This window comes from Streptomyces sulphureus DSM 40104 (assembly GCF_000381025.1).
GTDB lineage: Bacteria > Actinomycetota > Actinomycetes > Streptomycetales > Streptomycetaceae > Streptomyces > Streptomyces sulphureus.
Map to the genome: position 1 here is coordinate 362,830 of NZ_KB905818.1, position 24,251 is coordinate 387,080.

The window sequence follows — 24,251 nt, forward strand, 5'->3', positions numbered from 1 at the left end:
AGCAGGTGCGCGGGCCGGCGCCGCGCGCAGGGCGGGACGTCTTCCGGGCGGTCGCGTGACGATGCCGGTTCGGCGGGACAGATACGTTATGAGCGTGCACGGAGCCGACGAGACCCCCGAACGTCCTGCGAGGCAGCCCCCGCAGGTACATGTGAAGTACCGGGACGTGCCCAAAGGACGCACGGCCTGGCTCCTGCTGAAGGACACCGTCAACTCCTGTATGGAGTACCGGGTGCTCGGCCTGGCGGCGGAGGCCGCGTTCTTCACGCTCATCTCCATCCCGCCGCTCCTTCTCGGCCTAGTCGGCCTCCTCGGCTATCTCGACACCTGGATCGGCGTCGACACGATCGACTCCATCCGCCGCAACTTCCTCGAGGCCTCCGCGACGGTCCTCTCCGACAAGGGCGTCGACCAGTTGGCGCGCCCCCTGATCGACGACATCATCCGCGGCGGCAGGCCGGACGTGATCTCCATCGGCTTCGCGCTCGCGCTCTGGTCGGGCTCGCGTGCCGTCAACGTCTTCGTCGACACCATCACCGTGATGTACGGGCTCGACGGGCACCGCGGGATCGTGCACACCCGCCTCCTCGCCTTCGGCCTCTACCTCGTGGCGCTGTTGATCGGTGCCGTGGCGCTGCCGCTGATGGTCGCGGGTCCCGAGGCGGCGGCGCGGCTGCTGCCCGACGCGCAGTGGCTGGTGAGCGTCGTCTACTGGCCGACGGTCGTTCTGCTCTCCGTGGTCTTCCTCACGACGCTCTACCACGTCTCGGTCCCCGTCCGCTCGCCCTGGCGCGAGGACATCCCGGGTGCGCTCGTCGCGCTGCTGATGTGGATTCTGGGGAGCTTCCTGCTGCGGCTCTACCTCACCAGCACCGTCGAGGGGCCGAGCATCTACGGCTCGCTCGCCGCGCCCGTCGCGGTGCTGCTGTGGATCGGCGTCTCGGCCTTCGCCGTCCTCGTCGGGGCCGCGGTGAACGCCGCCATCGACCGGGTCTGGCCGTCCGTCGCCACCGCGGCGGCGAGGCACGCGAAGGAGCGCCAACGGGAGGCGGCGGCAGCCGAGGTCGTCGCGGCGGTCGAGGCGCGGCGTGCGATGCGCGGTGCCGAGGGGGAGGGGGCGGAGGAGAGCGAGAACGTGGAGGCGCCGCCGGCCGAGTTCCCCGAGCGGTGGCCGAAGTTCCTGCCGCCCGCCGACATACGGGGACGTATCAGGCCGCGCGGCAGGTGGTGAGTCGCCGAACACCCGAGCCGGGGCGCGCAGTTGCGCCGCCGCGGCGGGCGGTGCCTGCACGGCGCGCAGGCACCGGACGGCCCGGTCGGCGCAACTGCCCTGTGTCCGGAGGGCCCGCGTCAGCAGCCGTCACCGGCGCGGCTCCCACCGGAAGATCCGGGAGGCCAGCGCGACGGCGGCCACGACCCAGCCCAGCGTGGGGGCGAGGAGGGGGAGGGCATCCGCGAGCGGAACGCCGCCGTCCCAGGCTGCGGCGACCAGTTCGCTCGCGGAGCCGCCGGGGAGTGCCCGCTTGAGCACGGTCATGTCCTCGGGGTCGCCGAACCCGACCCAGCCGGCGACGACGAGCGTGCCGATCACCAGCGGCAGCGTGGTCACCTGCGCGTGCTCGGGGGAGTTGGTCAGCCCGGCGGTGGCGAGCCCCAGGCCGATCATCATCGCCACGGACGCGAGGACGGCGGCCGCCAGCAGGAGGAGGTCGGTCGGCCCGCCGGCGACGACGCCGAGGACGACGAGGATCACCGTCACCTGGACGAGTGCGATGACGGTCACCGGCAGCAGCAGTCCGGTGAGGATGTCGGAGTCGCTCGCCGCTGTGGAGCGCAGCCGCTTGAGGAAGAGGTTCTGCCGCCGGGAGGCGAGGGTCGTCACCGTCGTCGTGTAGAGCCCCATCGCGACGACGAGGAAGAGCAGCACCGCGGCGACGCCGCCGAGCCCGAGCCCCGGAACGGTGTCGTGGAGGTAGATGTACCCGGCGCTCGACGCGACGGGGAGGACGAACATGGTGACCAGAACCAGCCGGTTCCGGAAGATCTGGATCAGCTCGCCGAGGGCGATCGACAGCATGGGTGAGTCCTTGTCGTGGAAGGTGCGGAAGGCGGGTGCGGTGCGTGCTAGTCGCTGCCGATGGAGCGGAAGACGTCGTCGAGCCGGGTCGGTCCGGCGCGCAACTCCCGCAGTTCGATGGCGTGGTCGTGGGCCCAGCCGAGGAGGAGGTGCAGGTCCTTCTGGAGGTCGAAGGTCTCGACGAGGAAGGACCCGTCGCCGGCGCGCGCGGCGTGGAGCGGAAGCGCAGGTGCGGGGTCGGGCAGCGAGAAGCGGATCTCGGCGGGGAGCGTCTGCGTCAGCTCCCGGACGGTGCCCTCCCGGTGGAAGGCGCCCTTGTGCATGAGCCCGATGCGGTCGGCGCGCTGCTGGGCCTCCTCCAGGTAGTGGGTGGTGAGGACGATCGTGGACCCGGCTCGGCGCAGCGCGTCCACGGTGTCCCAGAGGGCGTCCCGCGACTGGATGTCGAGGCCGGTCGTCGGCTCGTCGAGGAAGATCAGCTCCGGCGTTCCGTACACCGCGGTCGCGAAGTCCAGGCGGCGCTTCTCGCCGCCGGAAAGCTGGGCGACCTTGGTGCCGGCCTTGCGGGTGAGGTCGACGACGTCGAGTACGCGTGCGACGTCGTCCGTGCGCCGGGTGAGCCGCCCGATGAGCCGCACCGACTCGCGTACCGTCAAGTCGGGGGAGAAGCCGCTCTCCTGGAGCATGATGCCCATCCGCGGGCGGACGGCGCCGCGGTCGCGCGGGTCCTGCCCGAAGACCCGGACGGTGCCCGAAGCGGCGACGCGGTGGCCCTCGATCGTCTCCAGGGTCGAGGTCTTCCCGGCGCCGTTGGTGCCGAGCAGGGCGTAGAGCTCGCCCTTGCGTACCTGGAACGAGAGGTCCTTCACGGCGTGGAAGTCGCCGTAGGTGAGGTTGAGGCGGTCGACGTCGATGACGGGTGTGGTGGTCATGCCGTCGAGTACAGCCGCCGGTGCGCGCCTCGCGGCAGTGCGGCCGTGTCAGCACTCCGCCGTGACATCCCTGCCCCATGAGCAGTGACGCGGTGTCACTGGTGGCGCGCCGGAGCAGGGCACGATACTGAGGGCGAAGCCTTCCGCCCCACCCTCGGAGATCGCACATGGACACCCTCTCCCCGCGCGTTCCGCCTTCGGACTCCGAAGGGGCCGACGTGCGCGAGGAGCCCCATGGACAGCTCCGTACGCTCAACCAGAGCTTCGTGACCGCGTCGCTCGTCGCGGTGGGGGCGCTGCTGCTGGCGGAGAACGCGGAGTCCTGGCGGGAGGCGGCCCTCCTCGCCGTGGGCACGGCGGCGGCTCTGGCCTCCGTCTCGCAGTGGGCGGCGTACCGCGCGCCCCGCACCGCGCTGCTCTGCCTCGCCGTCACCGCGGCCGTGTGGCTCCTCGCCGTGCTGCTGGGCGACAGTGCGGCGGCGTCCTACGGCCTGGGCGTCGCCACCACTGTCGTCTACCACCAACTTCCGCACCGCCGCAGGCAGTTGGTGGCGGGTACGGTCGCCTTCGCTGCCTCGGTCGTCGTGGCGCGGGCGGTGTTCCTCGGCGGAGACCTCGCCCACCTCCTCGGCCGGTACCTCGTGGCCGCGACGGGCATCGCGGTCGCGGCGGTCGTGCTCACCGGGCTCAACCAGCTCGTCTCGCGCCTCACCGCACAGGTGGAGGAAGCGCGGGAGCGCGACGCGGAGTTGGCCGTCGTCCGCGAGCGCGTGCGTTTCGCCAGCGACCTGCACGACATCCAGGGCCACACGCTCCATGTGGTGAAGCTGAAGGCGGCGCTCGCCCAGAAGCTCGTGCACAGCGACGCCGGACGGGCCGAGGAGGAGCTGCGGGAGATCCACGCCCTGGTCGGCGACACCCTCACCAGGACCAAGGAGCTCGCCTACGCGCAGCGGCGCCTCAACCTGTCGGCGGAGCTGGAGAACGCGAAGAACCTGTTCACGGCCGCGGAGATCGACGTCACCGTCGAACGCGAGGGTGAAGTCGACAGCGGGGTCGGCGAGTTGCTCGGCCAGGTCCTGCGGGAGACGACGACCAACATCCTGCGGCACGCGCAGGCCGGCCAGGTGCGGATCACCCTCTCCGGGTCCGGCATCGAGATCGTCAACGACGGCGTACGGGCGGACTCGCCGCCCGAGCTGAGAGGGCTCTCGACGCTCAGGGACCGGGTGGCGGGCGACGGAGGCGTGCTCACGGTCGAGCAGGAGGACGGACGGTTCCTCACCGCCGCCGAGTTCCCCCGCTCCGAAGCCGCCGCGACACGGAAGGATGATCGATGACCACCGTGGTACTCGCCGACGACGAGGCCCTCCTGCGCAAGGCGCTCGCCTCGTTGCTCCCCCACGAAGGCGAGATCACCGTGCTCGCCGAGGCGGGCGACGGGGCGTCGGCCGTGGAGGCAACCCTCCACCACCGCCCCGATGTGCTCGTCGTCGACCTGGAGATGCCGGGCATGGACGGGCTCGACGCCGTCTCCGCGATCCGCCGTGCCAGCCCCGAGCAGGTGATCCTCATGCTGACCCGGCATGCTCGCCCCGGGGTGCTGCGCAAGGCGCTGAAGCTCAAGGTGCAGGGATTCGTCAGCAAGTCCGCCGAACCGGCGCACATCGCGTCGGTCATCGCCGCCCTCCACGAGGGCAGGCGGTGGATCGACCCGGAGGTCTCCGCGCGTGCCGTCATCGACGACTGCCCGCTCACCGACCGCGAGAGCGACGTCCTCCGGGCGACGGGCGAGGGCTACTCGGTCGCCGACATCGCCGCGCAACTCCACCTGGCGCAGGGCACGGTACGCAACTACCTCTCCAACACGATGCAGAAGACCCAGACGCGGACCCGGCACGAGGCCGCGCGGTACGCACGGGAACACGACTGGCTGTAGCGGTGGCCGGGACCGGCCTCGCGCGGGGCGGCCGCCCGGGCGGCATCCACCTGCCGCGCCGCCTGCGACGGAGGGCCGCACGCGCGGAGCGCGCGCCCGGCCCGCCCTCGGCGCCCCGGCGCGTCGGGGCGGACGGGGGCGGGCCGGGCGCGTAAGTCGCCGGCCGACGGGGTCACTTGCCCGTGCCCACCGGGTCGACGCGGATGTCGTCGGTGGCGGTGTCGCTGACGGGCAGGTTGATCCGCGTCGACAGCGTCTTCGAGTGGGTCTCGTTGGGCGGGGTGACGACGATCTTGGTGATGTCGACGCCCGAGCCCCCGGTGTCGTTCCGCGGGGTGTGGAGCGTGAAGCGGGTCTTCTCATTGGGCTTGACGAGGACCATCGGCGCCTTGAGGTCGCTGCGGTTGGCGCTGAACGTGCCGTCCTTGCCCTTGAGGTCGACGCCGGGGAAGCCCTTGAGCGCGCAGGCGGTCGAGGCGGTGTTCTCCAGGCTCACCACCCGGTCGCCCTCGCCCATGCCGGCGTTGACGCTCATGTCGAGCTGGGAGGTCCTGCAGGTGGCGTAGCCGGGGCGCGTCTTTCCGTCGGAGGAGCTGCCGCCGGTGCCGGACGCCGTCTTGGTCGATCCGCCGTCGTCGGAGGCGCTGTCGCCGGAGTCTCCGCTGTCCGAGGAGTCCGAGGAGTCGGAGGAGTCGGACGAGGACGACGAGCCGGACGAGGAGGACGAGGACGCCGAGGAGTCGTTCGCACTCGCGTCGTCCTCTCCCTGGCAGGCGGTGAGCGAGAGGCCGGCGGCGAGGGCGACGGCGGCGATGGCCAGCTTCTGGGCGCGCATCGGTTTCTCCTTGTGATCGTGGTGCCCGCTCGGCGAGCCTTTCTGATCACTTGGACCACGAGCACCCCGTAGAACGTTCCATAGGACCGGCCTCTAATACGTGCCTGTTACAGCCGACTTGGCGGTGCCGGACGCCGACGTGCCACGGGCACGCCCTCCACGGCGCTCGGCCCACCTCCGCCCGAGCCCGCTCCGAGCCCTTGACGGAGGGGCACGGAAGCTCCCGGAGCCGCGGGCTCGAGCACGGTCCGACTCCGGTTCCGCACCCCTCACTTCGTGCCCCGAACCTCCGGCCGCCCTGAGACACGTCCGTGACCCGCCGGTACTTGTCCTGTCGTACGCGGGACGGCTCCTGGCGACCGACGCGTCCCACCCTCAACGCCGCTCTTCCGTCTGCCGGTCGGGCATCCCCGAGGCAGCCGCGTCGGCCGCGCGGCCCTGCGCCTTGCGTCGACGGCAAACCAACCCAGCCTCGACGCCGCCTGGCCCGGACCCTCGGGGGCGCCCGGCCCACCGAAAAACAAGTGGCAGGCGCGCAGACCCGGCGGCTAGCGTCGGTCCTCGCAGCGGTCGCACCCGCTGTCCCGTCCGTGCCGAAGTGGGGAGGTGTCGACCGATGGCTGTCGTTGCGCTGGGCGCTGCCCGCATCCGAATCCATGTCACGTCCACCCCCGCAGCCGCCGGCTGACTGATCGAGCCGCGCCCGAGCGCGCGCCACCGGTGCTGCCCCACGAAGGGTCGTCGCCTTGTCCTCCTCCGCTTCCTCCTTCCCGCGCCCGTCCTCGCTCCCGCCCGCCGCCACCCCGGCCTCCGACCCCTACGCGCCGCTCCTCCGCTACGGCTGGGACGCCGAGTGGGCCGACGCCTTCGCGCCGTACGAGGACGAGGGCCTCACCCCCGCGCGCATCCTCCGGGTCGACCGCGACCGCTGCACCGCCTTCGGCGTCGCGGGCCAGGTCACCGCCGCCGCGCCGGAGGCGGGCCTCCCCTGCACGGGCGACTGGGTCGCGCTCGGCGAGGTGCCCGGCGGCCAACAGCCCGTCGTACGGGCGCTGTTGCCGCGGCGCACCGCCTTCCTCCGCTCGGCCTCCTCCAACCGCTCCGAGGCGCAGGTCCTCGCGGCCAACGTCGACCACGCCCTCGTCCTCGCCAGCTTGGAGCGGGAACCCGACCTCGCCCGTCTGGAGCGGTTCGTCGCCCTCGCCTGGGCCGGCGGGGCCCAGCCGCTCGTCGTGCTCACCAAGGCCGACCTCCTCGACCCGGGCGCCGTCGACGTACTCAGGACCGAGACGGCGGAGGGCCTCCCCGGTGTCGAAGTCCTCGCCGCCAGCGCCGAGTCAGGGGAAGGGATCGAGGTGCTCACGGCCGTCGTCGCAGGCGGTACCTCCGTGCTCCTGGGGCAGTCGGGTGCGGGCAAGTCGACGCTCGCCAACGCGCTCCTCGGCGAGGAGGCCCAAGGGACCGGCGCCGTACGGGCCGTCGACGGCAAGGGGCGCCACACCACCACCGCGCGCGACCTGCTGCCGCTCCCCGTCTCGGCGGGCGGCGGCGTGCTCATCGATACGCCGGGGCTGCGCGGCGTGGCGCTCTGGGACGCGGCAGAGGGCGTCGAGCGCACCTTCGCCGAGATCGAGGAGCTCGCCGCCGAGTGCCGCTTCCACGACTGCGCCCACCGCGCGGAGCCCGACTGCGCCGTCCTCGCGGCGGTCGAAGAGGGCCGCCTGCCGCAGCGCCGCCTCGACAGCTACCGCAAGCTGCTCCGTGAGAACGCCAGGATCGCCGCGCGGAGCGACGCCCGACTCCGTGCCGAGCAGCGGCAGTTGTTCAAGCAGCGCCAAGCGCTGGGACGCCACATGATGGAGCGCAAGCGGGGCCCGCACCGCAAGCCCTGACCTGTGAACGACCCCCGCGGCCGAGGGTGAACCCGGGCCGCGGGGGTCGGTGGGGCGGGGTGTGTTCAGGTGCCGTCGGCCGTACGCCGTGCGTGGCGCGTGGTGACGAGCCACCTGTACGCCCCGCCCAGCAGGGCGGCCTGTGCGAGCGCGGCGAGCGCGAGGCCCGTGACGAACCACGGTCCGTCGAGACCGAGGACGAGCAGCGAGGCGGGCGCCGTCGCGAAGAGCACCCACACCCCGGCGAACGAGGCGTCGGCATGCGGGACCCACACCGCGTCGACCGCCGCGAAGAGCGCGGCGGCCGCCACGAGCGCGAGGTACGCGAGGCCGGCGGGGTTCGCCCACATCCGCCACCAGGCGGCCGTTCGCCGTCGGTTTCCCGTGTCCGTCATGATCCCTCCGGTGCTTCGTCCAGCGTGCGCTCCCCAGCATGCCGGGCGGCTTCCCGCGGACACCTGAGTACGCGTACTCACCCGCCGTGCGCTCTCCGCCGGGTGCGCGCTGCCGGCGGTGCGGAATCCGCGCTACCGCGACCCGAACCCGTGCCGGTACCGTCCTTCCATGCGCCCGTACCGCCCGACACCGCACGCGGCCGACCGATGAGCGCCCCCGGCGCCTTCGGGCCGCTGGAGTTCCAGCTCGTCCTGCTGCGTCGCATGGCCGACTTCCAACCGGGACTCGTCACCGAGGCGCTGCGTACGCTCGGCGTCGGACAGCAGGAGATGCGCGAGGCCAACCGGCGGTGGCAGGCGATGGTCCACGGCCCCGCGCGCCGCGGCGCACTGGCACGCTACCGCTCGGCGCTCGGCCCGCCCGCCGCCACCTCGGAGCGCACCTTCGGCGACGTGCGCAGCACCGCGCACACCTGGCCCGTGCCGCTCTGGCCCGACCTCCGCTTCGAGGTGCTCACCGCGCCGGGCGGGGCCGTCTGGAACGAGTGGCTCGTCCGGGCGCCGGGGGCGGAGCAGGTGCCGCTCCGCACCGTCGAGGACCTCACGCCCTGGGCCTGCACCGTCGACGAGGTGGCGCGCGCCTTCGCGCCGGCCCGCCCGCTCCAGGGCTCGGCCCCCACCCGCTTCCGCCTCGCCTTCGAGGCGCCCGACGCGGCGGGCGAACGCCGCTCGCTCGTCGCGGAGTTCACCTGGGGCCTCCTCCAACGGCTGCCGCAGGGTCCGGACATCACCGAGACGTAGGCGGCGTCCCGGGTACGTACGCCCATGTCCGATTCCCGCGAGAATCCGTCCCCGGAGCGGCGCACACTGGAGTGCGTGAAGGAAGCACCAGGCGCCGCGGAGAGCAGGCAGGACCCCAGGTACGAGGCGGTCCGCAGCAGGGACGCGCGGTTCGACGGCGTCTTCTGCACCGCCGTGCGCAGCACCGGCATCTACTGCCGTCCGAGCTGCCCCGCCGTCACGCCGAAACCGGAGAACGTCCGCTTCTACCCGTCGGCCGCGGCGGCGCAGCAGGCCGGGTTCCGCGCCTGCCGCCGCTGCCGGCCCGACGCCTCCCCGGGTTCCGCCGAGTGGGACCTGCGCGCGGACCTCGTCGGCAGGGCGATGCGCATGATCGCGGACGGCGTCGTCGACCGGGAGGGCGTCGGCGGCCTCGCCCGCCGCCTCGGCTACAGCAGCCGCCAGGTGCAGCGGCAGCTCACCGCCGAGCTCGGCGCGGGACCCGTCGCGCTCGCCCGCGCCCAGCGCGCGCACACGGCGCGCGTCCTCCTCCAGACGACCCCTCTCTCCGTCACCGACGTGGCCTTCGCCGCGGGCTTCTCCAGCGTCCGCCGCTTCAACGAGACCGTCCGCGAGGTCTATGCGCTCACCCCGAGCGCCCTGCGCGCGGCAGCGCCCCGCGGCAGCAGCGGCGCGGCCGACGGCGACGGCCTCGCCCTGCGTCTCGCCCACCGGAGCCCCTACGCCGCGGCGCAGGTCTTCGACTTCCTCGGCCGCCGCGCCGTCCCCGGCGTCGAGGAGATGCGTGGGGAACCCGGCCGACGTACCTACCGGCGCACGCTGGTGCTTCCGTACGGCGTCGGCGTCGCCTCCGTCGCCGAGCCGGCGCGGTCGAGGCCCGGCGGCTGGCTCGACGTCCGGCTCCGTCTCACCGAACTGCGCGACCTCGCCACCGCCGTCGAGCGGCTGCGGTCCCTCTTCGACCTCGACGCCGATCCGTACGCCGTCGCCGAACGCCTCGCGGACTCGGGTGAGTTGGCCCGGCTCGCCGCGGCGGAGCCCGGCCTGCGCTCGCCGGGCGCCGCCGAGCCGCACGAGCTCGCCGTGCGCGCGGTGCTCGGGCAGCAGGTCACCGTAGCGTCGGCGCGCACCCTCGCCGGGCGCCTCGTCGCGGCGTACGGCAAGCCGCTCCCGGCCCCGGACGGCGGCCTGACGCACCTGTTCCCCGACACCGCCGCGCTCGCCGAGGCACCGCTCGACGAGGTGGGCATGCCCGAGGCACGCCGCACCGCGCTCCGCGCGCTCGCGGCGGCGCTCGCCGACGGCACCGTCCCACTGGAGCCCGGCGCCGACCGCGACGACGCGGACCGCGCGCTCCGCGCGCTCCCCGGCATCGGCCCCTGGACCGCCGGCTACGTCCGCATGCGCGCCCTCCGTGATCCGGACGTCTTCCTGCCGGGCGACGCCGGCGTCCGCCACGGGCTCGACCTGCTCAACTGCGCACCCTCGCACGCCGCACGCTGGCGCCCCTGGCGCTCGTACGCCGTCCACCACCTGTGGCGCGCAGCCGCCGAAAGCACACCACCCACCACGACGAAGCGGCCCGCCCGCGCGAACCGGAGCACACCATGACCCTCGCCCCCGCCCTCCAGACCGTGCACACCTACCACCGAAGCCCCCTCGGGGACCTCCTCCTCACCGGCGACGGCCACACGCTCGCCGGCCTGACCGTCCCCGGACAGCGCGCCGCCACCGGAGTCCGCGACGACGCGGCCTTCCCTGAGGTGCGCCGCCAGCTCGACGCGTACTTCGCCGGGGAGCTGCACCGCTTCGACCTGCCCCTCCGCACGGCAGGCACCGCCTTCCGGGAGCAGGTCTGGCGCGCACTCGACTCCGTCCCCTTCGGCGAGACGACGACGTACGGCGCCCTCGCCGCATCGATCGGCCTCCCGCGCAACGCCGTCCGGGCCGTCGGCGGCGCCGTCGGAGCCAACCCGCTGCTGATCGTGCGTCCTTGCCACCGCGTCGTGGGGGCCGACGGTTCGCTCACCGGGTTCGCGGGCGGCCTGGAGAACAAGCGTCTGCTCCTCTCGTTGGAGGGCGCTCGCTGACTGACGCCGGGCATTCTGTCGGAGGCGGCGCGTGGTCGTGGCGGTCTCTCCGTCCCGAGGGCCTTCTCTTCGACGGGCGGAGGGAACCGGCACCCCGGGGGCAGCGTCTGTGGCTGACAAGATCACTGGTGGCGCGAAGGAGCTCGGGATGACCGGCCTGTCCACCCGCTACCTCTACCTCGTCCGGCACGGCGAGGCACTACCGGACGAGAGCGGACTGACGGAGGCCGGGCGACGGCAAGCCACGTTGCTCGGCCAACACCTCCGCGGGATCCCCTTCGCCGCTGTTCACCACGGTCCCCTCCCACGGGCGGAACAGACCGCACGCCTGATCGGCGACCAACTGGGCAGCGTCCCTCTGCACGTCTCGGAAGCCGCCGGTGACTACGTGCCCTACATACCGGAGCAGGACGAGCTACCGGCCGAATCAGCGGACTTCTCTCTCCGCTTCCTCGCGAGAGCCACCGATGAGGAGCGCGGACCTGTGCTGGCCCGTCAGGCTCTCGATCTGTTCACCGGGGCGGTAGCCGTGGAAGAGGATCGGCACGAACTCGTCGTCACACACAACTTCCTGGTCGCCTGGCTCGTCCGGGACGCCCTGCACGCACCGAAGTGGCGTTGGCTCGGCCTCGACCACTGCAACGCGGCGCTCACCGTCATCCGTTACGCGCCCGGTCGACCCGCCTCCATCCTCGTCTCCAATGACATGCGGCATCTGCCCCTCGAGTTGCGCTGGACGGGCTTCCCCGCCGAGCTGCATATCTGAAGCCGACCGCCGTGCGCTCGCCGTGGCCGATCGCGTCGAAGAGCGGCGACCCGATTCCCCTGCTCCGCTTGCTGATCGACGCGCAGACGACGCCGACCGGCGCGGACGGCGGCGACTCGCCCTCGGCCGTGCTCCGCCGGCCCGACGCGGCCCGTGCATGAACGGTCCCGTCGTCCACGAGCGCCCCACCGCGCACGCCGGGCCGCTCGCTGAAGGAGCTGTCCGAGTCCACGGACGCGCCCCGGTAGCCCGTACTTCCGGCGGTCACCTCGAGCGGTCGCAGCCTCTCGGGCGGACGCGGCCTTCCACCGGCCCACCGTGAGCAGCGGACAGCCCCCGAGGTGCGGCCATGCGGCAGACCACACCGCGCACCGTGCCTGGCGGACGGCTGCCCCCCGCTTGCTGGAGGCAGAGGTGTGCCCGACCTCCGCCGTGCCGACCGCCGTTCGCGCCGGCTACAGCCCCCAGCTATGAATCCACCGCGGATGGACCACGATCAGCTCGTCGCTCATCTGCGGATTGACGTCGTGCGACCCCGTCCGCAGCTCGGCCTCGCCGCGGATCTCGACGCCCCTGACATGCCAGGGCTGCACGCTGGCGAGGTCGTCGACGACGAGCGCGAGCCACGGGTTGCGCTTCAGGTTCCGCCACTTGCGCGTGGTGGCGAGGTTGTAGCCGCCGACCACGACCGTGCCGTCGTCCCGCGGGTAGAAGCCCACGGGGTTGTTCTGGGGACGCCCGTCAGCGTCGACGGTGGCGAGGCGGGCGAGCCGCTGGGTCCGGAGGTAGGCGCGCTCGGCGGCGGTGAACTCCGCGTCGCCTGCGGCGGTTCGAGAGGTCATGGGAGCAGACTGCCGTACGGGGAGCGAGTCCGCTTCCGGCTGCGGGAGCACCCGGCTCCGCCTCAGGACCGAGGACCGCCGTAGGGCCTCAGTGGGTCGCCGCGAGGGAGACCAGCCAACCGCCGGCCACCAGCAGGCACGCCATCAGCTCGGTGAGCACGGCCCAGCCGCGGGCGCGCATCAGCGAGCGCGTCGAGGCGAGGGCGGCGGCCCGGCTGCCCAGGTGCGCCCGCTCCCAGGCGTAGGCGCCGAGGAGGAAGCCGAGGACGCCGCCCAGTACGGGCACGGCGAAGAACCCGACCGCGCCGACGGCTCCGGCGCTCAACAGGGCGCGCCTTCCCACCCGTTGACGACGGTGCGCCACGCCCGGCAGCAGTTGCAGTGCGGCGTTGAGGAGCAGCAGTGCCGTCGAGCCGCCCAGTAGCCACCAGGCGGCCGGATCGCGCTCGGCCGTCGCCCACCAGAAGACGGCCGCCCACACCGCCATCGGCCCCGGCACCCCCGGCAGGACGGCCCCGCAGACGCCGAGCAGCAGCACCAGCCCGACGACCGGCGCCTGCCACGCCCCCAACGTCCCTGCCGTCCACATGGGGCAAGCCTGCCGGACGGGCGGCGTCGGCGCCTGCCGCGCTGGTCACCGAGGGTGACCTCGTGGACGGCTCGGGGGTACCGGGCGTGCGGTGCCGCCGGGCGGGGGACAATGGCCCGATGACTGAGAAGGGGGAGCCGCGGCAGCGTCGGCCCGAACAGGACGACTGGTGGGCCCAGTTGTACGCGACCGACGCACCGGACACCGGTCGCTCCAGTACCGAGGACACCCTCGACGACCGCTTCGCCTCCGTCACCCGCACCATGCGCGGCAGCCCCGCGCGGCAGCAGGGCGGGCCGTCGCGCGAGGGGAGCGGGCCCACGGAGGCCGGCGCCGCCGGCGGGGAGCCGACCCCCGACCCGAGGGCACCGCTCGCGGCCCCACCCGGCGCCGACGACCGGCGACGGAGCACGGGGAAGAGGCCCGACCCACCGGCCGAGGCCGGTATGCCCGACCCGGACGAACCACAGCCCGGACCCACGCCCCACACCCCGCCCGGCGCAACGGCCCCCTTCCCAAGCACCGCGCCCCCGCCCGTCCGACACGGTGCCGAGCCCCCCGTGGAGGCGAGCTGTGCGGACGGCCCCCACGCGTCCGAGGACGGCGGTACCGGCACGGGGTCTCCGGCCGGGCCGCGCGGAGGCGCCGGGATCGGTGCGGACGCAGAGGTACCACCGGTCCAGGCCACCGGCACGGCGCTCGGCACGGACGAAGAGGTGCCTGCGGGGCCCGAGGAGGCCGCGCGAGGAGGAGCGGCCACCGACGGGGGAGAGCCGGCGCCCGGCGTCCGTGGAGAAGGGGCATCGTCCGTTCCTGCGCCCGGAGTTGGGGATGCCGGGGCGGGTGCGGCGCAGGAGGTTCCGTCGGATGCGCCCGTTGGTTCCGAAGGGACGGAAGTAGGGGCGGACGGCCCATCTCCGGGTCCATCGCCCGCAGTTGGGCGTGCCGGGCCGGATGCGGCGGGAGAGCCGTCGTCGCTTCCGCCCGTCGACTCCGCACCAACGGGCGCAGAGGTGCCTTCGCCGGCCTCGCCGCCCGGAGTTGGACGTGCCGGGCCGGGCACGGCGGGAGAGCCGCCGCCGTTTCCGTCCGCCGATACCGAGCAGACGGACGCGGACGCGCCGTCGCCGGTTCAGTCGCCTTCTCCAGGGGCCGCCGAGCCTGGTGCTGGACCGGCTCCGCTCGGAAAGGCGTCTCCTGCCGAGAGCACCGCGGTCGGGCCGCGGACGGGCGCGGAGGCGCCGCGTCGAGAGACGACCGAGCAAAGCACCGCGCCCCGGGCGGAAGGCGGCGCGGCAGCCCGAACGGTGACCGACGCCGTCGGGCGGGCTGCGGGCGAAGAGCCGTCCGCACCCGAGGAGCTGGCGGTGTCCGGGCTTGAGGAGAGCGACGGGGCGCGCGAGGAAGCGGCCTTTCCGGTGGCCGATCCGTCGGCCCTCGCCGATGTTCTCCCCGGCACCGTTCTCGACGGAGCGCGCCACGGCGCCTGCACGGTCCGTGCCGTCTCCCGCAGGGGCCCCGCCGCCGAGGCGCGCGGACTGCCGCGCGGCGAGGCGCTGTTGACGGTGCGTTTCGGTACGGGAGCGGAGTCGCTCCTCCTCGTCGCCGTCGCCGCGGGGCCCGTCGGCATACCCGGTGCGCACCGGGCGGCGCGCGAAGCGTGCCACTCGATCGCGCAGTCCGTGGGCCGCAGCCACGTGCGCCTCGGCGAGGACATCAGGGCCGGCCGGCGCGGGGCGCTCAAGTCGGGGCTCAGCCGCCTCGCCGACCGCAGCTACGGGAAGTTGCGGGCGCAGGCGGCGGCGCTCGGGCTCGCGCCCGACACGTACACCGCCGAACTCCGCTGCCTCCTCGTCCCCGAGGACCCGGCCTGCGCGCTGCGGGTCTTCTTCGGCGTGGGCGAGGGCGGGCTCTTCCGCCTCAGGGAGGGCGAGTGGCAGGACCTCGAACCCCCGGCCCCGCGGGAGGCCGAAGACGCCGAGTACAACGACCCGGACTCGCGCCTCTCCGCGGCGGGTCCGGGCTACGGCAGGACGTCGGACGACGACCCCCGGCACGCGCTGGGCCGCGCCTGGGAGGTGCCCCCCGCGGGCACTGCGCCGAGCATCTCGGACGCCGACACCCTCCCGGGCGACGCACCGATGGGCGCGGCCGACCGCGGCGTCCCCGACCCGGCGCGCGCCGCCGCCGCGGTGGGCGGCGTCCAGGCGGAGACGCCGCACATGCGTGCCAAGCCGTACCGGTTCCGGGCCACCGAGGCGCGCCGGGACGACGTACTCCTCCTGTGCAGCACCGGGCTCGCCCGCCTCCTGCGCGACGACCGGCCGCTCGCTGCGCACCTGCGCTCAGCGTGGCAGTCCGGCGCCCCCGCGCCGTCGCTCCCGCGCTTCTTCGCCGATCTGGATGTCGGGGAACTCCTGGGCCAGTCGGCCGAGTTCGACGAGACGTATCCCGAGGACCGCACCGCGGCGGCCGTCTGGGAGGGCCCGTGAGCCGCGTCGAGGCGACCACCGCCAAGGAGGGTGCGTCGGCCTCGTAGGAGGGCCGGCGAGGTCTGCGTGGACCTCGCCGGCGCGGAGGTCCGAGGCCGACAGCTCGGTGGAGAGCGTCTGCGGCACATCCAGTCGTGGAAGGTGCGACGTGCGGTGCTGCTCGATGGCCTCGTAGCGGTCGAGGGAGACCAGCCGCCGTTCGTGTCGGAGGTGTTGAGGACGGGTTCGGGCGACCGGAAGCCGTCCATCAGGCGCGGTGCGTAGAGCGCCTGCTCTGCGGCGTCCCCGAACGACGCGGCCGAGTCGACGCCGAAGGCGGAGGAGTCGCCTGGCGCCGGGTGGTGGCGGACGATCCGCAGTCGGCGGCCGTGCCGGGCGAGCGCGCAGTAGCCGCGCATCCCGAGGAGGACGAGGTGATCACTGCGGTAGAAGAAAGGGTCGGCGTGCAGGTGGCGGACGGTGAGCCGTGGCCCTCGGTCGGCGGCGTATCGCAGTGAGCCCGCGGAGAGGCCGAGGACGCCGGCTCCGCCGGTCGGTTCGAAGCGCGCGGTGAGCCGTGCGGCCGAGCGGCCGACGAACCCGGCGCGGTAGGAGGCGAGGCGACGCCCGGGTAGCGGCGAGCCGCAAGCATCCTCGCCGCGGTGTGCGGGTCGGTGCGGAGTGCGGCCGCGAGGGTGCGGGCGTCGGGTGTCGAGCTCGGCGAGGTGCGCACACGCGGACCGGGAAGGGGCGTGGCCACCGGACGGGGCGCGACGGCGCGCAGTCTGCGTCGCGGACCGCGACGGCGTGAGCGCCGGAGTCCTGCGCGCAGGCTGTGTGCGGCGCCGGAAGCCGGGCGATCGCGTTGACGCTGCCCCGCGAACCCCGTCCGCGACCCGGGGAGCAGGGGGACGCGCCCGAGGACGCGTCCCCTCCGTCAGCCGAACTGCCTCTCGATCTCGGCGAGTTTCTCCTCCAGCGAGGCGAGCCGCGGCCCGGCGGTGCTGCCGCTCGCGGTCGAACCCGCAGCGCCCGCGGGTTCTTCGTCCGTCCCGCCCTCGTCCTCCGGGCCCTGCGGCTCGTGCCCCGCACCGACGGTCCGTGCCTCGGCCTCCCGACGCTCGCGCCGGCGCCGCTCGCGTCCCGACTCGGACGCCCCGACCTCGACCTCGCGCGGCGGTGCGTCCTCGCCCCCATCGAGCACGCCACGCCTGCCCGAGCCGGCGACCTCGGTCACCGGGAGCTGCCCCGGGCGCGCCTCGCCGCCCCGTATCGGCTCGGGGGCCAGCGCGGGCGCGGGCGTCGCCTTCGTCAGCTCGACGTCGACCTGCCGGCCGCCGCCCCGGCCCCGACTCCACAGCCTGTGCTGCCTGTTGAGCGCCTTGACCCTCGCCCGCTCCAATCGCTGCTGCTCCCTGCGGCGCTGCCGGTCGTCCTCCTGCCGGCGCCGGTCGTCCTCCTGCCGGCGCCGGTCGTCGCGCACCTCGTCGACCGCCTCGTCGAGCGTCCGGACGCCCTCCAGCAGCATCAGCGACCAGGCGCCGAAGGTCTCCCGCGGGGCGCGCAGCCAGCGCACGACCCGGATCTGCGGCAACGGCCGGGGAACGAGGCCCTGTTCGCGGAGGGCGGCGCGGCGGGTCTGCTTCAGGGCCCGGTCGAAGAGGATCGCGGCCGAGAGCGACATGCCGGCGAAGAACTGCGGGGCCCCCGCGTGGTCGGCGCCCCGGGGCGCGTGCACCCAGTTGAACCACGCGGCTGCTGCCGCGAAGGTCCACACCAGCAGCCGCGAACCCAGCGAAGCGTCCCCGTGGCTCGCCTCGCGCACCGCGATCATTGCGGAGAACATCGCGGCGCCGTCGAGGCCGAACGGCACCAAGTACTCCCAGCCGTCCGAGAGGTTGAGGTTCTGCCGCCCGAAGCCGACGAGCCCGTGGAAGGAGAGCGCGGCCGCGACGGCGGCGCAGCAGAAGAGGAGGAGGTACGCGGCCGTCGCGTACAGGGTCTCCTTGCGCCGGCGCCGCTGCTCCAGTACGTCCGCCTGGTCCTGCGCCCCGTCGCCGGCGTCGGTGCGGCGGCCGTGGGTCAGCAACGTGACCGCGGCCAGGGCACCGGCCAGCAGGACGGCGCTCACCAGCACCCAGTTCAGCGGTATATCCGTCATGTTCATCGGGTGCCCCTTGCCCCATCGGCGCCGCCCGGCCGGTGTGTCCCGGGCGCCGGCGCGCGCTCTTCCTCGCTTGGCTTCCGCGGAGCATCCTGGCCGAACTACCGGGCGCCGCTGCCGTTTTCACCGCAAGAAACAGCTAAAGGGCTGACTCCGTCACGGGGAGGGGGGAATCGGGTCGAACGAACTAACCCACCGATGCCAGCCGTTCGACCCGTTCGCTGTCACAGGTGCGGGGGCAGGTGACGCAGGTGTCGGCGGGCTCGAGGGTGTAGTACATGCAGCAGCTCGCGCGGGTGCGGGTGGGGAGCGCCTCGCCGGCCGGCCCTGTGAGGGTGCGGAAGCCGGCGTCCTGCGCGAAGGGCGTGGTGCGCCCGGGGAGCAGCGCGGCGATCTCGCGCCGCGCGCGCTCCCCCTCGCCGAGGAGTCCGCCCAGGTACGTGAGCCCTTCGACGATCTCGTCGGTCGCGAGCCCCCAGAGCGCCCGGTCGCGCCGGCGCACGCGCCGCCTGAACGCGTCGAGCACCGGGCCGAGATGCTCGGCGACGGCCTCGCGCACCGCTGCGCGCAGCCCCTCCTCGCCTGCCGTGCGGGCGTACGGCGAGGATGCGGCCGGGTCGTCGGGGAGGCAGGTGAACTCCCCTGCGCGAACGGCGAGTCGGGCCGTCTGCCGGTGGTAGGCGAAGGCGCCCGCGGGGAGCCGCGGCACTCGGCGCTGCAGGAACCAGGGGAGGGTGATCAGCAGGCACGCGGGCCACGCGTACCGGTGGAGGCCGAAGGTGGCGACGACGTCGGGCCGCGCCTGCCGGCCGTGGTCGCGCAGGGCCGCGGCGTCCTCCTGTGCCAGGTAGGTGTCGAGCGCGGCCCCGCCGGAGGCGAGGTCCTCGCCGCTGAACCACCCCTGCCCGTCGGGCAGCGGCGCACCGGCGACGACCTCCGTGACACGGAAGGCGGGGAGCACCTCGGTGAGCCTCGTGTAGGCGGCGGTGCAGGGCGTCAGGCGAGCGGCGACGGGCGCTGGGGGCGCGTACGTACTCATGGGCACCACCGGTTCGACGTGGACGAGCTGCGGGCGCCGGGCCGTGCGGCGCGGACGCCGAAGGGTCCGCCGACCGCGCAGAGCCAGGTAAGGCTTACCTTAACTGATGTTGGTCGGGCGGCAACGCGAGGCACTGCATCCGTGGCACCGCCGCCCGCCGGAGGGCGAGGTGTGCCCGCAAACCGGTCGCCTCTAGGGTGCTGGCGAGACCTGGAGGGACAGATGGAGCAGATCCGTACGGAAGACGGCGCCGCGCCGCGTCCCTCACCGCCCGGGCTGCTGCCGCGCGTGCCCGGGCGCGGGGAGCCGGCCGCCGAGGGCGGGCGGGGCGAGTCCGCCGCGCCGCAGCGCCACTCGGTCCGCGCCCAGGTGCTCACGGCTCTCCGCCGAGCCCTGCTCGCCGGTGAACTCGCCCCGGGCGAGGTCTACTCGGCGCCCGCGCTCGCCTCCAGGTACGGCGTCTCGCCCACTCCGGTGCGCGAGGCGATGCAGCAGCTCGCGGCCGAGGGCGCGGTGGAGACGATGCCCAACCGCGGCTTCCGCGTCTGCCGGCACACCGCGCAGGAGGCGGCCGAACTCCGCGAGGTGCGCGCGCTTCTGGAGGTCCCGGCGGTGCTGCGCGCTGCGCCTGCGGTGCCGGACGGGTACTGGGAGCGCGCCCGTCGCCTCGCGGAGGCGGCCATGGCGGCCGCGGCCGCGGGCGACCGCACCGCCTACGCGGAAGCCGACCGCGCCTTCCACCGCGCGCTGGTGGACGCCGGCGGAAACGGCAGCCTCGGCGGGCTCGCGGAGGAGGTGCACCGCCGTGCCCAGTGGGCCGCCTGGACCGCCGCGGGGACGCCCGTGCTGCGGCCCGTGTCGCGGCTCGTCGCGGCCGCGTCCGAACACCGCGAGATCCTCGATGCGTTGGAGGCCCGCGAGGCGGAGCGGGCGGGGGAGCTGCTCTCCGTGCACCTGGAGCGTGAGGCGGAGTAAGGGTGCCCATTCCCGCCAAGCGCGCGCACGGTGACCTGAGGGCGCTCTCAACTCCTCCTTGCAGGAGCGGGGTTCACCCCTCCGCCTCCAATCTCGCCGCCAGCCATGCAGGGACGCCGCCGAGGAGGCGGATGAGGCGGCGGGCCTCCGTGCGGAGACGTTCCGCCTCGGACTCCGGCTCGACGTCGGCGAGCGAGGCGAGCGCCGGAGCCATGCCGACGAGGAAGCCCGCCTCCTCGCGCAGGCGCAGCGACTCCGCGAAGCCCTGGCGGGCCTCGGCCGTCTCGCCGGAGCGGAGCGCGAGCCCGGCGAGGTGGCGCGTGGTGGAGGAGGAGAGGAGGACGTCGCCGCGTGCGGTCGCGGCGGAGTGGGCGCGCAGGTAGGCGGCTTGGGCGGAGTCGGGGGTGTCGGTGAGGTTCTCGGCGAGGAGGCCGCGGCGGAGGTCGAGGAGGGCGCGCGCGGGCGCCGAGGGGGCGATGAGCGCGGCGGCCCGGCCGAGGGCCGCGCGGGCCTCGTCGGTGCGGTCGCGGACGCCGAGCACGGTGGCGGCGTAGGCGAGGTGGCCCCGCTCGCAGGCCGCGGCGCCGCGCTCGTCGTCGCTCGAGGCGAGCGCCTCTGCGGTGCGGAGCGCCTCCTCGGCGGCCGTCCAGCCGCCCGAGGTGTACATGCACCGCTCGACGAGGAGCGCGGCGCGGTGCAGCGCGGGGGCGGCGCGGTGGTGCGCGGTCTCTTCGAGGAGGGCGGCGGCGTCCTCCCAGCATCCTCGTGAGCGGAGCCGCCATACGGCGTGCGCGAGGGGATCGTCCTCGCTGTCTTCCGGGCCGTCGGGTCGTACCGAATCTGACATGGCGGTGTCCGCCACAGTGCCTCCCAAGCGCGCCTTCGAGCCGGATGTGTTGCAGATCTCAGCACGAGGGGCGGGGCAGCGCCAAGGGGCTACTGTGAATCAGTTCACAAAGTTTTACCCGTTGATCGATTCTGTCAACCGGCAGACGGACGGGGCTCGTTGATGATCATTTGGGTCTGCGGGTGGTCAGGACATGCGCAGCGCGAGGAAGAAGTCGAGCTTGTCCTCCAGGCGTGCCAGGTCGCGCCCGGTGAGTTGCTCGATCCGTCCCACCCGGTACCGCAGCGTGTTGACGTGCAGGTGGAGGCGGTTGGCGCAGCGCGTCCAGGAGCCGTCGGAGTCGAGGAACGTCTCAAGCGTGGCGACGAGTTCGGCGCGGTGCCTGCGGTCGTAGTCGCGGAGCGGGTCGAGCAGGCGTGAGGTGAAGGCGCGGCGCACGTCGTCGGGGACGAAGGGGAGGAGGAGCACGTGCGAGGCCAACTCCTCGTGCCCTGCCGCCGATACGGCCCCCGGGCGCGCCCGCGCGACCCGCCGCGCGTGGCGGGCCTCCTCGACGGCGCCGCGGAGACTCTCGGCCGAGCGGATCAGGGAGCTGAAGCCGAGCGTCAGCCGCCCCTCGCCCCCCAGCCCGGAGGCGAGCGACTCGCCCACGGCGCGCTGCAACTCCTCGGCGCGCAGCCCGGCCCGCGGGTGCCCGCCCTGCTCGGGGTCTTCGTCGGGGTAGGCGGGGAAGGGGAGGAGCGCGAGGGCCTCGTCCCGCTCGTGCGTCACTGCGACCCGGTCGACGCCGGCCTCGGCGCCGGGGATGCCGGGGTCCGCGAGGACCTCCTCCAGCAGGGCCCGCGCCGTCGGGCCGCCTGCCGATGCCGCGTCGCTGCCGTCGTCGTTCCACTCCAGTGCGGCGACGACCACCTGCCAGTAGGGCGCGGTGCCCAACCGCGGCAGCAGCACCGGTGCCGCGACCCGCAGCCGGGCCGCGACCTCGGCGGGCGGCGCCCCGCTCGCGACGAGGTCGAGCACCTCCTTCGCGAGCCGCCTGCGCACCGTGCGCGCCGCGTCCCTGCGGTCGCGCTCGGCCGCGATGAGTTGAGTGACGCCGTGCAGGAGGTCGAGCCGCTCGGCGGGCCACTCGGAGGTGTCGGCCGCAGCGGCGAGGAACCAGTCGGAGAGGAGGGCGTCCCGCCCGGTGGGTGCGGCCTCGGTGCCGCCGACGGGGAAGAGCGCGTACGGGACGCCTTCGATCCGCGTGCGCACGGGCGCCTGCCGGCCGGCGCGGCGCGCGGCGAGGTGCGCGGCGGCGAGCTCCGTGCGCAGTCGGGAGGGCAGTTCGTCGACGCCGTCCTGGCCCGCCACCTGGCGGCCGGTGGGGGAGACGACCCAGGCGGGGAGGTCGAGGTCGGTGTGGAGGAGGTCGAGTACGGCGTCGGGTCCGCCCCCTGCGGGTCCCGCCGACATCAGTTTGCGGTGGCGGTCGACGACGGCGGCGAGGTCGCCCGCGCGCTCCGTCGAGACCTGCCGGACGATGTGCTCGGTGATGGTCGCGAAGGCGACGGCCTCCGTCACGGCGAAGAGCGGCATCCGGTGCTTGGCGCACGCCACGACCAAGTCGTCGGGCACGGCGCCGAGTTCGGCCTCGCCGGCGGCGAGGCCCGCGACCCCCGCTTCGTCGAGGATGCGGACGAAGGACTCCGAGTCCTCGGGCGACCGGCGCCAGGCGAGCCCGGTGAGGACAAGTTCGCCGCCGGAGAGGTAGCGGCTGGGGTCGCGCAGGTCGGTCGTCATCACGCCGGTGACGGTGCGGTCGAGTTCGGCTTCTCCGCCGAGGAGGCGGAGACCGAGCGAATCGGTCGCCAGAAGTGCGCGCAGCCGCATCGGATCTCTGCCTGCCGTTCTTGGTCGCTGCTGACGGCCGCACGTGCGCCGGCGGCCGGGACGGGGCACCGGAGGCGTCCCGTCCTTCGTTCGAATCTACAAGACCTCGCGGCTGCCAGGCCAAACGCTTCGGCGCTTCGGTGACTGCCCCGCACGCGCGCGGACCGGTCTACTGGGTACGTCCGGAACGGTGGTGCGCGACGTGCTGCCGCGGCTGCGCGCACCCATCCTCGTGCACACGGCGCAACCGCGCCGGTACGTACTGTGTGAGCGCCCGCACCCGCACGCCGTGCGCCGAGAAACCGGAGAGCACCAGGAAGGGAAACCGTGGAGTTCCTGCGTCCAGCCGGCTGGGAGGAGGCGCTCGCCGCGAAGGCCGAGCACCCCGACGCCGTCCCCCTCGCCGGCGGCACCGACATCATGGTCGAGCTCAACTTCGGCCGCCGCAGGCCCCGTACGCTGCTCGACCTCAGCGCGATCTCCGAGCTGCACGCCGTGGAGCGCACGCCGTCGGCGGTGCGGCTCGGCGCCGCGGTGCCGTACACCCGGATCGTCGAGGACCTCGCCGACGTGCTGCCGGGCCTAGCGATGGCCTCCCGCACCGTCGGCTCCCCGCAGATCCGCAACCGCGGCAGCGTCGGCGGCAACCTCGGCTCGGCCTCGCCCGCGGGCGACGCGCACCCCGCGCTGCTCGCCGCCGGCGCCACCGTGGAGGCCGAGTCGGTGCGCGGGACCCGGCACATCCCCGTAGAGGAGTTCTACACGGGCGTGAAGCGGAACGCGCTCGCGGAGGACGAGTTGATCCGCGCCGTGCGCGTACGTCCGGCGGCGGGCCCGCAGCAGTTCTCGAAGGTGGGCACGCGCAACGCGATGACGATCGCCGTCTGCGCCTTCGCGCTCGCCCTCCACCCGGGCAGCCGCACCGTGCGCAGCGGCATCGGCTCCGCCGCGCCCACCCCCGTACGTGCCCCGGAGGCCGAGGAGTTCCTCGGCCGGGTTCTCGACGAGGGCGGGTACTGGGAGAGCGGGGAGCCCGTACCGCCGCTCGTCGCCGAGGAGTTCGCGTCGCTCTGCGCGGCCGCGTGCGACCCGATCGACGACGTGCGCGGCAGCGCCGCCTACCGCAGGCACGCGGTGCGCGTGATGGCGCAGCGGACGTGGGAGTGGGCCTGGGCGGGGTACCGGCCGGGTGCGGCGCGAAACGACGACGAAGGGGGAGCGGCATGCGTGTGACGTTCACGGTCAACGGCCGCCGGTGCGAGGCCGACGACGTCTGGGAGGGCGAGTCGCTGCTGTACGTGCTGCGCGAGCGGCTCGGGCTCCCCGGCTCGAAGAACGCCTGCGAGCAGGGCGAGTGCGGGTCCTGCACGGTGCGGCTCGACGGCACGCCGGTCTGCGCCTGCCTCGTCGCGGCGGGGCAGGCGGAGGGGAGCGAGGTGCTCACCGTCGAGGGCCTCGCCGACTTCGCACGGCAGCGCTCCGGCGAACCGGAGCCGGACCAACTCTCGCCCGTACAGGAGGCGTTCAACCGTGCGGGCGCGGTCCAGTGCGGGTTCTGCACGCCGGGGCTGCTCGTCGCGGCCGACGAGCTCCTGGAGCGCAACCCGCTGCCGTCGGACGCGGAGATCCGCGAGGCGCTCGCCGGCAACCTGTGCCGCTGCACCGGGTACGAGAAGATCCTCGACGCGGTGCGGCTCGCGGCCCGCGGCGCGGGGGAGGAGTGAG

At 74.3% G+C, this 24,251-nt stretch carries 23 protein-coding genes; 13 read left to right on the forward strand and 10 right to left on the reverse strand.

The features are described 5' to 3' along the window. Positions 1 to 94 precede the first annotated feature (94 nt). Complete coding sequence (locus F603_RS0118775; RefSeq protein ID WP_245600824.1) at positions 95 to 1,231, forward strand: YihY/virulence factor BrkB family protein; 1,137 nt, start codon at positions 95 to 97, stop codon at positions 1,229 to 1,231. 129 nt (positions 1,232 to 1,360) lie between these two features. Here F603_RS0118775 and F603_RS0118780 read toward each other — a convergent pair whose 3' ends face one another. Next, on the reverse strand, positions 1,361 to 2,077 hold the full coding sequence (locus F603_RS0118780; RefSeq protein ID WP_019547523.1) for an ABC transporter permease: 717 nt from the start codon (positions 2,075 to 2,077) through the stop codon (positions 1,361 to 1,363). Between the two features lie 47 nt (positions 2,078 to 2,124). Continuing rightward, positions 2,125 to 3,009 (reverse strand): ABC transporter ATP-binding protein, encoded by an 885-nt coding sequence (locus tag F603_RS0118785; protein ID WP_019547524.1) that lies wholly within the window; start codon positions 3,007 to 3,009, stop codon positions 2,125 to 2,127. A 167-nt stretch (positions 3,010 to 3,176) separates the two neighbouring features. Here F603_RS0118785 and F603_RS0118790 point away from each other — a divergent pair, with 167 nt between their 5' ends. Together F603_RS0118790 and F603_RS0118795 are read left to right on the forward strand one after the other, a co-directional pair. Further along, complete coding sequence (locus tag F603_RS0118790; RefSeq protein ID WP_019547525.1) at positions 3,177 to 4,349, forward strand: sensor histidine kinase; 1,173 nt, start codon at positions 3,177 to 3,179, stop codon at positions 4,347 to 4,349. Then, positions 4,346 to 4,948 (forward strand): response regulator transcription factor, encoded by a 603-nt coding sequence (locus tag F603_RS0118795; protein ID WP_019547526.1) that lies wholly within the window; start codon positions 4,346 to 4,348, stop codon positions 4,946 to 4,948. The genes F603_RS0118790 and F603_RS0118795 overlap by 4 nt, the downstream gene beginning before the upstream one ends. A gap of 172 nt (positions 4,949 to 5,120) precedes the next feature. Here the strand turns inward: F603_RS0118795 and F603_RS0118800 are convergent, their stop codons facing one another. Beyond that, the gene (locus F603_RS0118800; protein WP_019547527.1) at positions 5,121 to 5,783 is read right to left on the reverse strand and encodes a DUF4232 domain-containing protein; all 663 of its coding nucleotides are present in this window, start codon (positions 5,781 to 5,783) and stop codon (positions 5,121 to 5,123) included. A gap of 746 nt (positions 5,784 to 6,529) precedes the next feature. Here F603_RS0118800 and rsgA point away from each other — a divergent pair. Continuing rightward, complete coding sequence (gene rsgA / locus F603_RS0118805) at positions 6,530 to 7,675, forward strand: ribosome small subunit-dependent GTPase A (protein WP_019547528.1); 1,146 nt, start codon at positions 6,530 to 6,532, stop codon at positions 7,673 to 7,675. 65 nt (positions 7,676 to 7,740) lie between these two features. On the opposite strand, the gene F603_RS0118810 is transcribed toward rsgA, so the two are convergent. Beyond that, on the reverse strand, positions 7,741 to 8,070 hold the full coding sequence (locus F603_RS0118810; RefSeq protein ID WP_019547529.1) for an SCO4225 family membrane protein: 330 nt from the start codon (positions 8,068 to 8,070) through the stop codon (positions 7,741 to 7,743). Between the two features lie 207 nt (positions 8,071 to 8,277). On the opposite strand from F603_RS0118810, the gene F603_RS0118815 reads away from it, so the two are divergent. From F603_RS0118815 to F603_RS0118830, 4 genes are all read left to right on the forward strand, one after another. Then, a complete protein-coding gene (locus F603_RS0118815; protein ID WP_037956395.1) occupies positions 8,278 to 8,871 on the forward strand; it encodes a hypothetical protein in 594 nt (197 codons plus the stop codon). A gap of 24 nt (positions 8,872 to 8,895) precedes the next feature. Further along, positions 8,896 to 10,482, forward strand: a complete 1,587-nt coding sequence (locus tag F603_RS0118820) for a DNA-3-methyladenine glycosylase 2 family protein (protein ID WP_019547531.1) — start codon at positions 8,896 to 8,898, stop codon at positions 10,480 to 10,482. After that, positions 10,479 to 10,961 (forward strand): methylated-DNA--[protein]-cysteine S-methyltransferase, encoded by a 483-nt coding sequence (locus F603_RS0118825; protein ID WP_019547532.1) that lies wholly within the window; start codon positions 10,479 to 10,481, stop codon positions 10,959 to 10,961. The genes F603_RS0118820 and F603_RS0118825 overlap by 4 nt, the downstream gene beginning before the upstream one ends. Positions 10,962 to 11,109: 148 nt before the next feature. After that, a complete protein-coding gene (locus F603_RS0118830) occupies positions 11,110 to 11,727 on the forward strand; it encodes a histidine phosphatase family protein (RefSeq protein ID WP_019547533.1) in 618 nt (205 codons plus the stop codon). A 455-nt stretch (positions 11,728 to 12,182) separates the two neighbouring features. Here F603_RS0118830 and F603_RS0118840 read toward each other — a convergent pair whose 3' ends face one another. Together F603_RS0118840 and F603_RS0118845 are read right to left on the reverse strand one after the other, a co-directional pair. Beyond that, complete coding sequence (locus F603_RS0118840) at positions 12,183 to 12,569, reverse strand: PPOX class F420-dependent oxidoreductase (RefSeq protein WP_026328536.1); 387 nt, start codon at positions 12,567 to 12,569, stop codon at positions 12,183 to 12,185. Positions 12,570 to 12,657: 88 nt separating this feature from the next. After that, entirely contained in the window at positions 12,658 to 13,158 is a 501-nt protein-coding gene (locus tag F603_RS0118845) for a DUF456 domain-containing protein (RefSeq protein WP_037956322.1), read from the reverse strand. A 1,367-nt stretch (positions 13,159 to 14,525) separates the two neighbouring features. Here F603_RS0118845 and F603_RS35125 point away from each other — a divergent pair. Continuing rightward, positions 14,526 to 15,650, forward strand: coding sequence for a protein phosphatase 2C domain-containing protein (locus F603_RS35125; RefSeq protein ID WP_158678655.1), 1,125 nt, complete (start codon positions 14,526 to 14,528; stop codon positions 15,648 to 15,650). A 338-nt stretch (positions 15,651 to 15,988) separates the two neighbouring features. Then, positions 15,989 to 16,147, forward strand: coding sequence for a hypothetical protein (locus F603_RS35130; RefSeq protein ID WP_019547539.1), 159 nt, complete (start codon positions 15,989 to 15,991; stop codon positions 16,145 to 16,147). A gap of 419 nt (positions 16,148 to 16,566) precedes the next feature. On the opposite strand, the gene F603_RS0118865 is transcribed toward F603_RS35130, so the two are convergent. Then, the gene (locus F603_RS0118865) at positions 16,567 to 17,796 is read right to left on the reverse strand and encodes a DUF2637 domain-containing protein (RefSeq protein ID WP_026328537.1); all 1,230 of its coding nucleotides are present in this window, start codon (positions 17,794 to 17,796) and stop codon (positions 16,567 to 16,569) included. A 184-nt stretch (positions 17,797 to 17,980) separates the two neighbouring features. Next, positions 17,981 to 18,832: a (2Fe-2S)-binding protein gene (locus F603_RS0118870; protein ID WP_019547541.1), complete on the reverse strand. Its 852-nt coding sequence runs from the start codon at positions 18,830 to 18,832 to the stop codon at positions 17,981 to 17,983. A 222-nt stretch (positions 18,833 to 19,054) separates the two neighbouring features. Here F603_RS0118870 and F603_RS32390 point away from each other — a divergent pair, with 222 nt between their 5' ends. Continuing rightward, the gene (locus F603_RS32390) at positions 19,055 to 19,807 is read left to right on the forward strand and encodes a GntR family transcriptional regulator (protein ID WP_019547542.1); all 753 of its coding nucleotides are present in this window, start codon (positions 19,055 to 19,057) and stop codon (positions 19,805 to 19,807) included. A 73-nt stretch (positions 19,808 to 19,880) separates the two neighbouring features. Here the strand turns inward: F603_RS32390 and F603_RS0118880 are convergent, their stop codons facing one another. Both F603_RS0118880 and F603_RS0118885 read right to left on the reverse strand, forming a co-directional pair. Next, positions 19,881 to 20,654, reverse strand: a complete 774-nt coding sequence (locus F603_RS0118880; protein WP_078503698.1) for a hypothetical protein — start codon at positions 20,652 to 20,654, stop codon at positions 19,881 to 19,883. 186 nt (positions 20,655 to 20,840) lie between these two features. Continuing rightward, positions 20,841 to 22,526, reverse strand: coding sequence for a PucR family transcriptional regulator (locus tag F603_RS0118885; protein ID WP_019547544.1), 1,686 nt, complete (start codon positions 22,524 to 22,526; stop codon positions 20,841 to 20,843). Positions 22,527 to 22,853: 327 nt separating this feature from the next. Between F603_RS0118885 and F603_RS0118895 the strand changes: the two genes are divergently transcribed. Together F603_RS0118895 and F603_RS0118900 are read left to right on the forward strand one after the other, a co-directional pair. Next, a complete protein-coding gene (locus tag F603_RS0118895) occupies positions 22,854 to 23,759 on the forward strand; it encodes an FAD binding domain-containing protein (RefSeq protein ID WP_019547546.1) in 906 nt (301 codons plus the stop codon). After that, positions 23,750 to 24,250 carry a (2Fe-2S)-binding protein gene (locus F603_RS0118900; RefSeq protein WP_026328538.1) on the forward strand — a complete coding sequence of 167 codons (501 nt, stop codon included), beginning with the start codon at positions 23,750 to 23,752 and terminating at the stop codon, positions 24,248 to 24,250. Before F603_RS0118895 ends, F603_RS0118900 begins: the two co-directional genes overlap by 10 nt. Position 24,251: the final 1 nt, after the last annotated feature.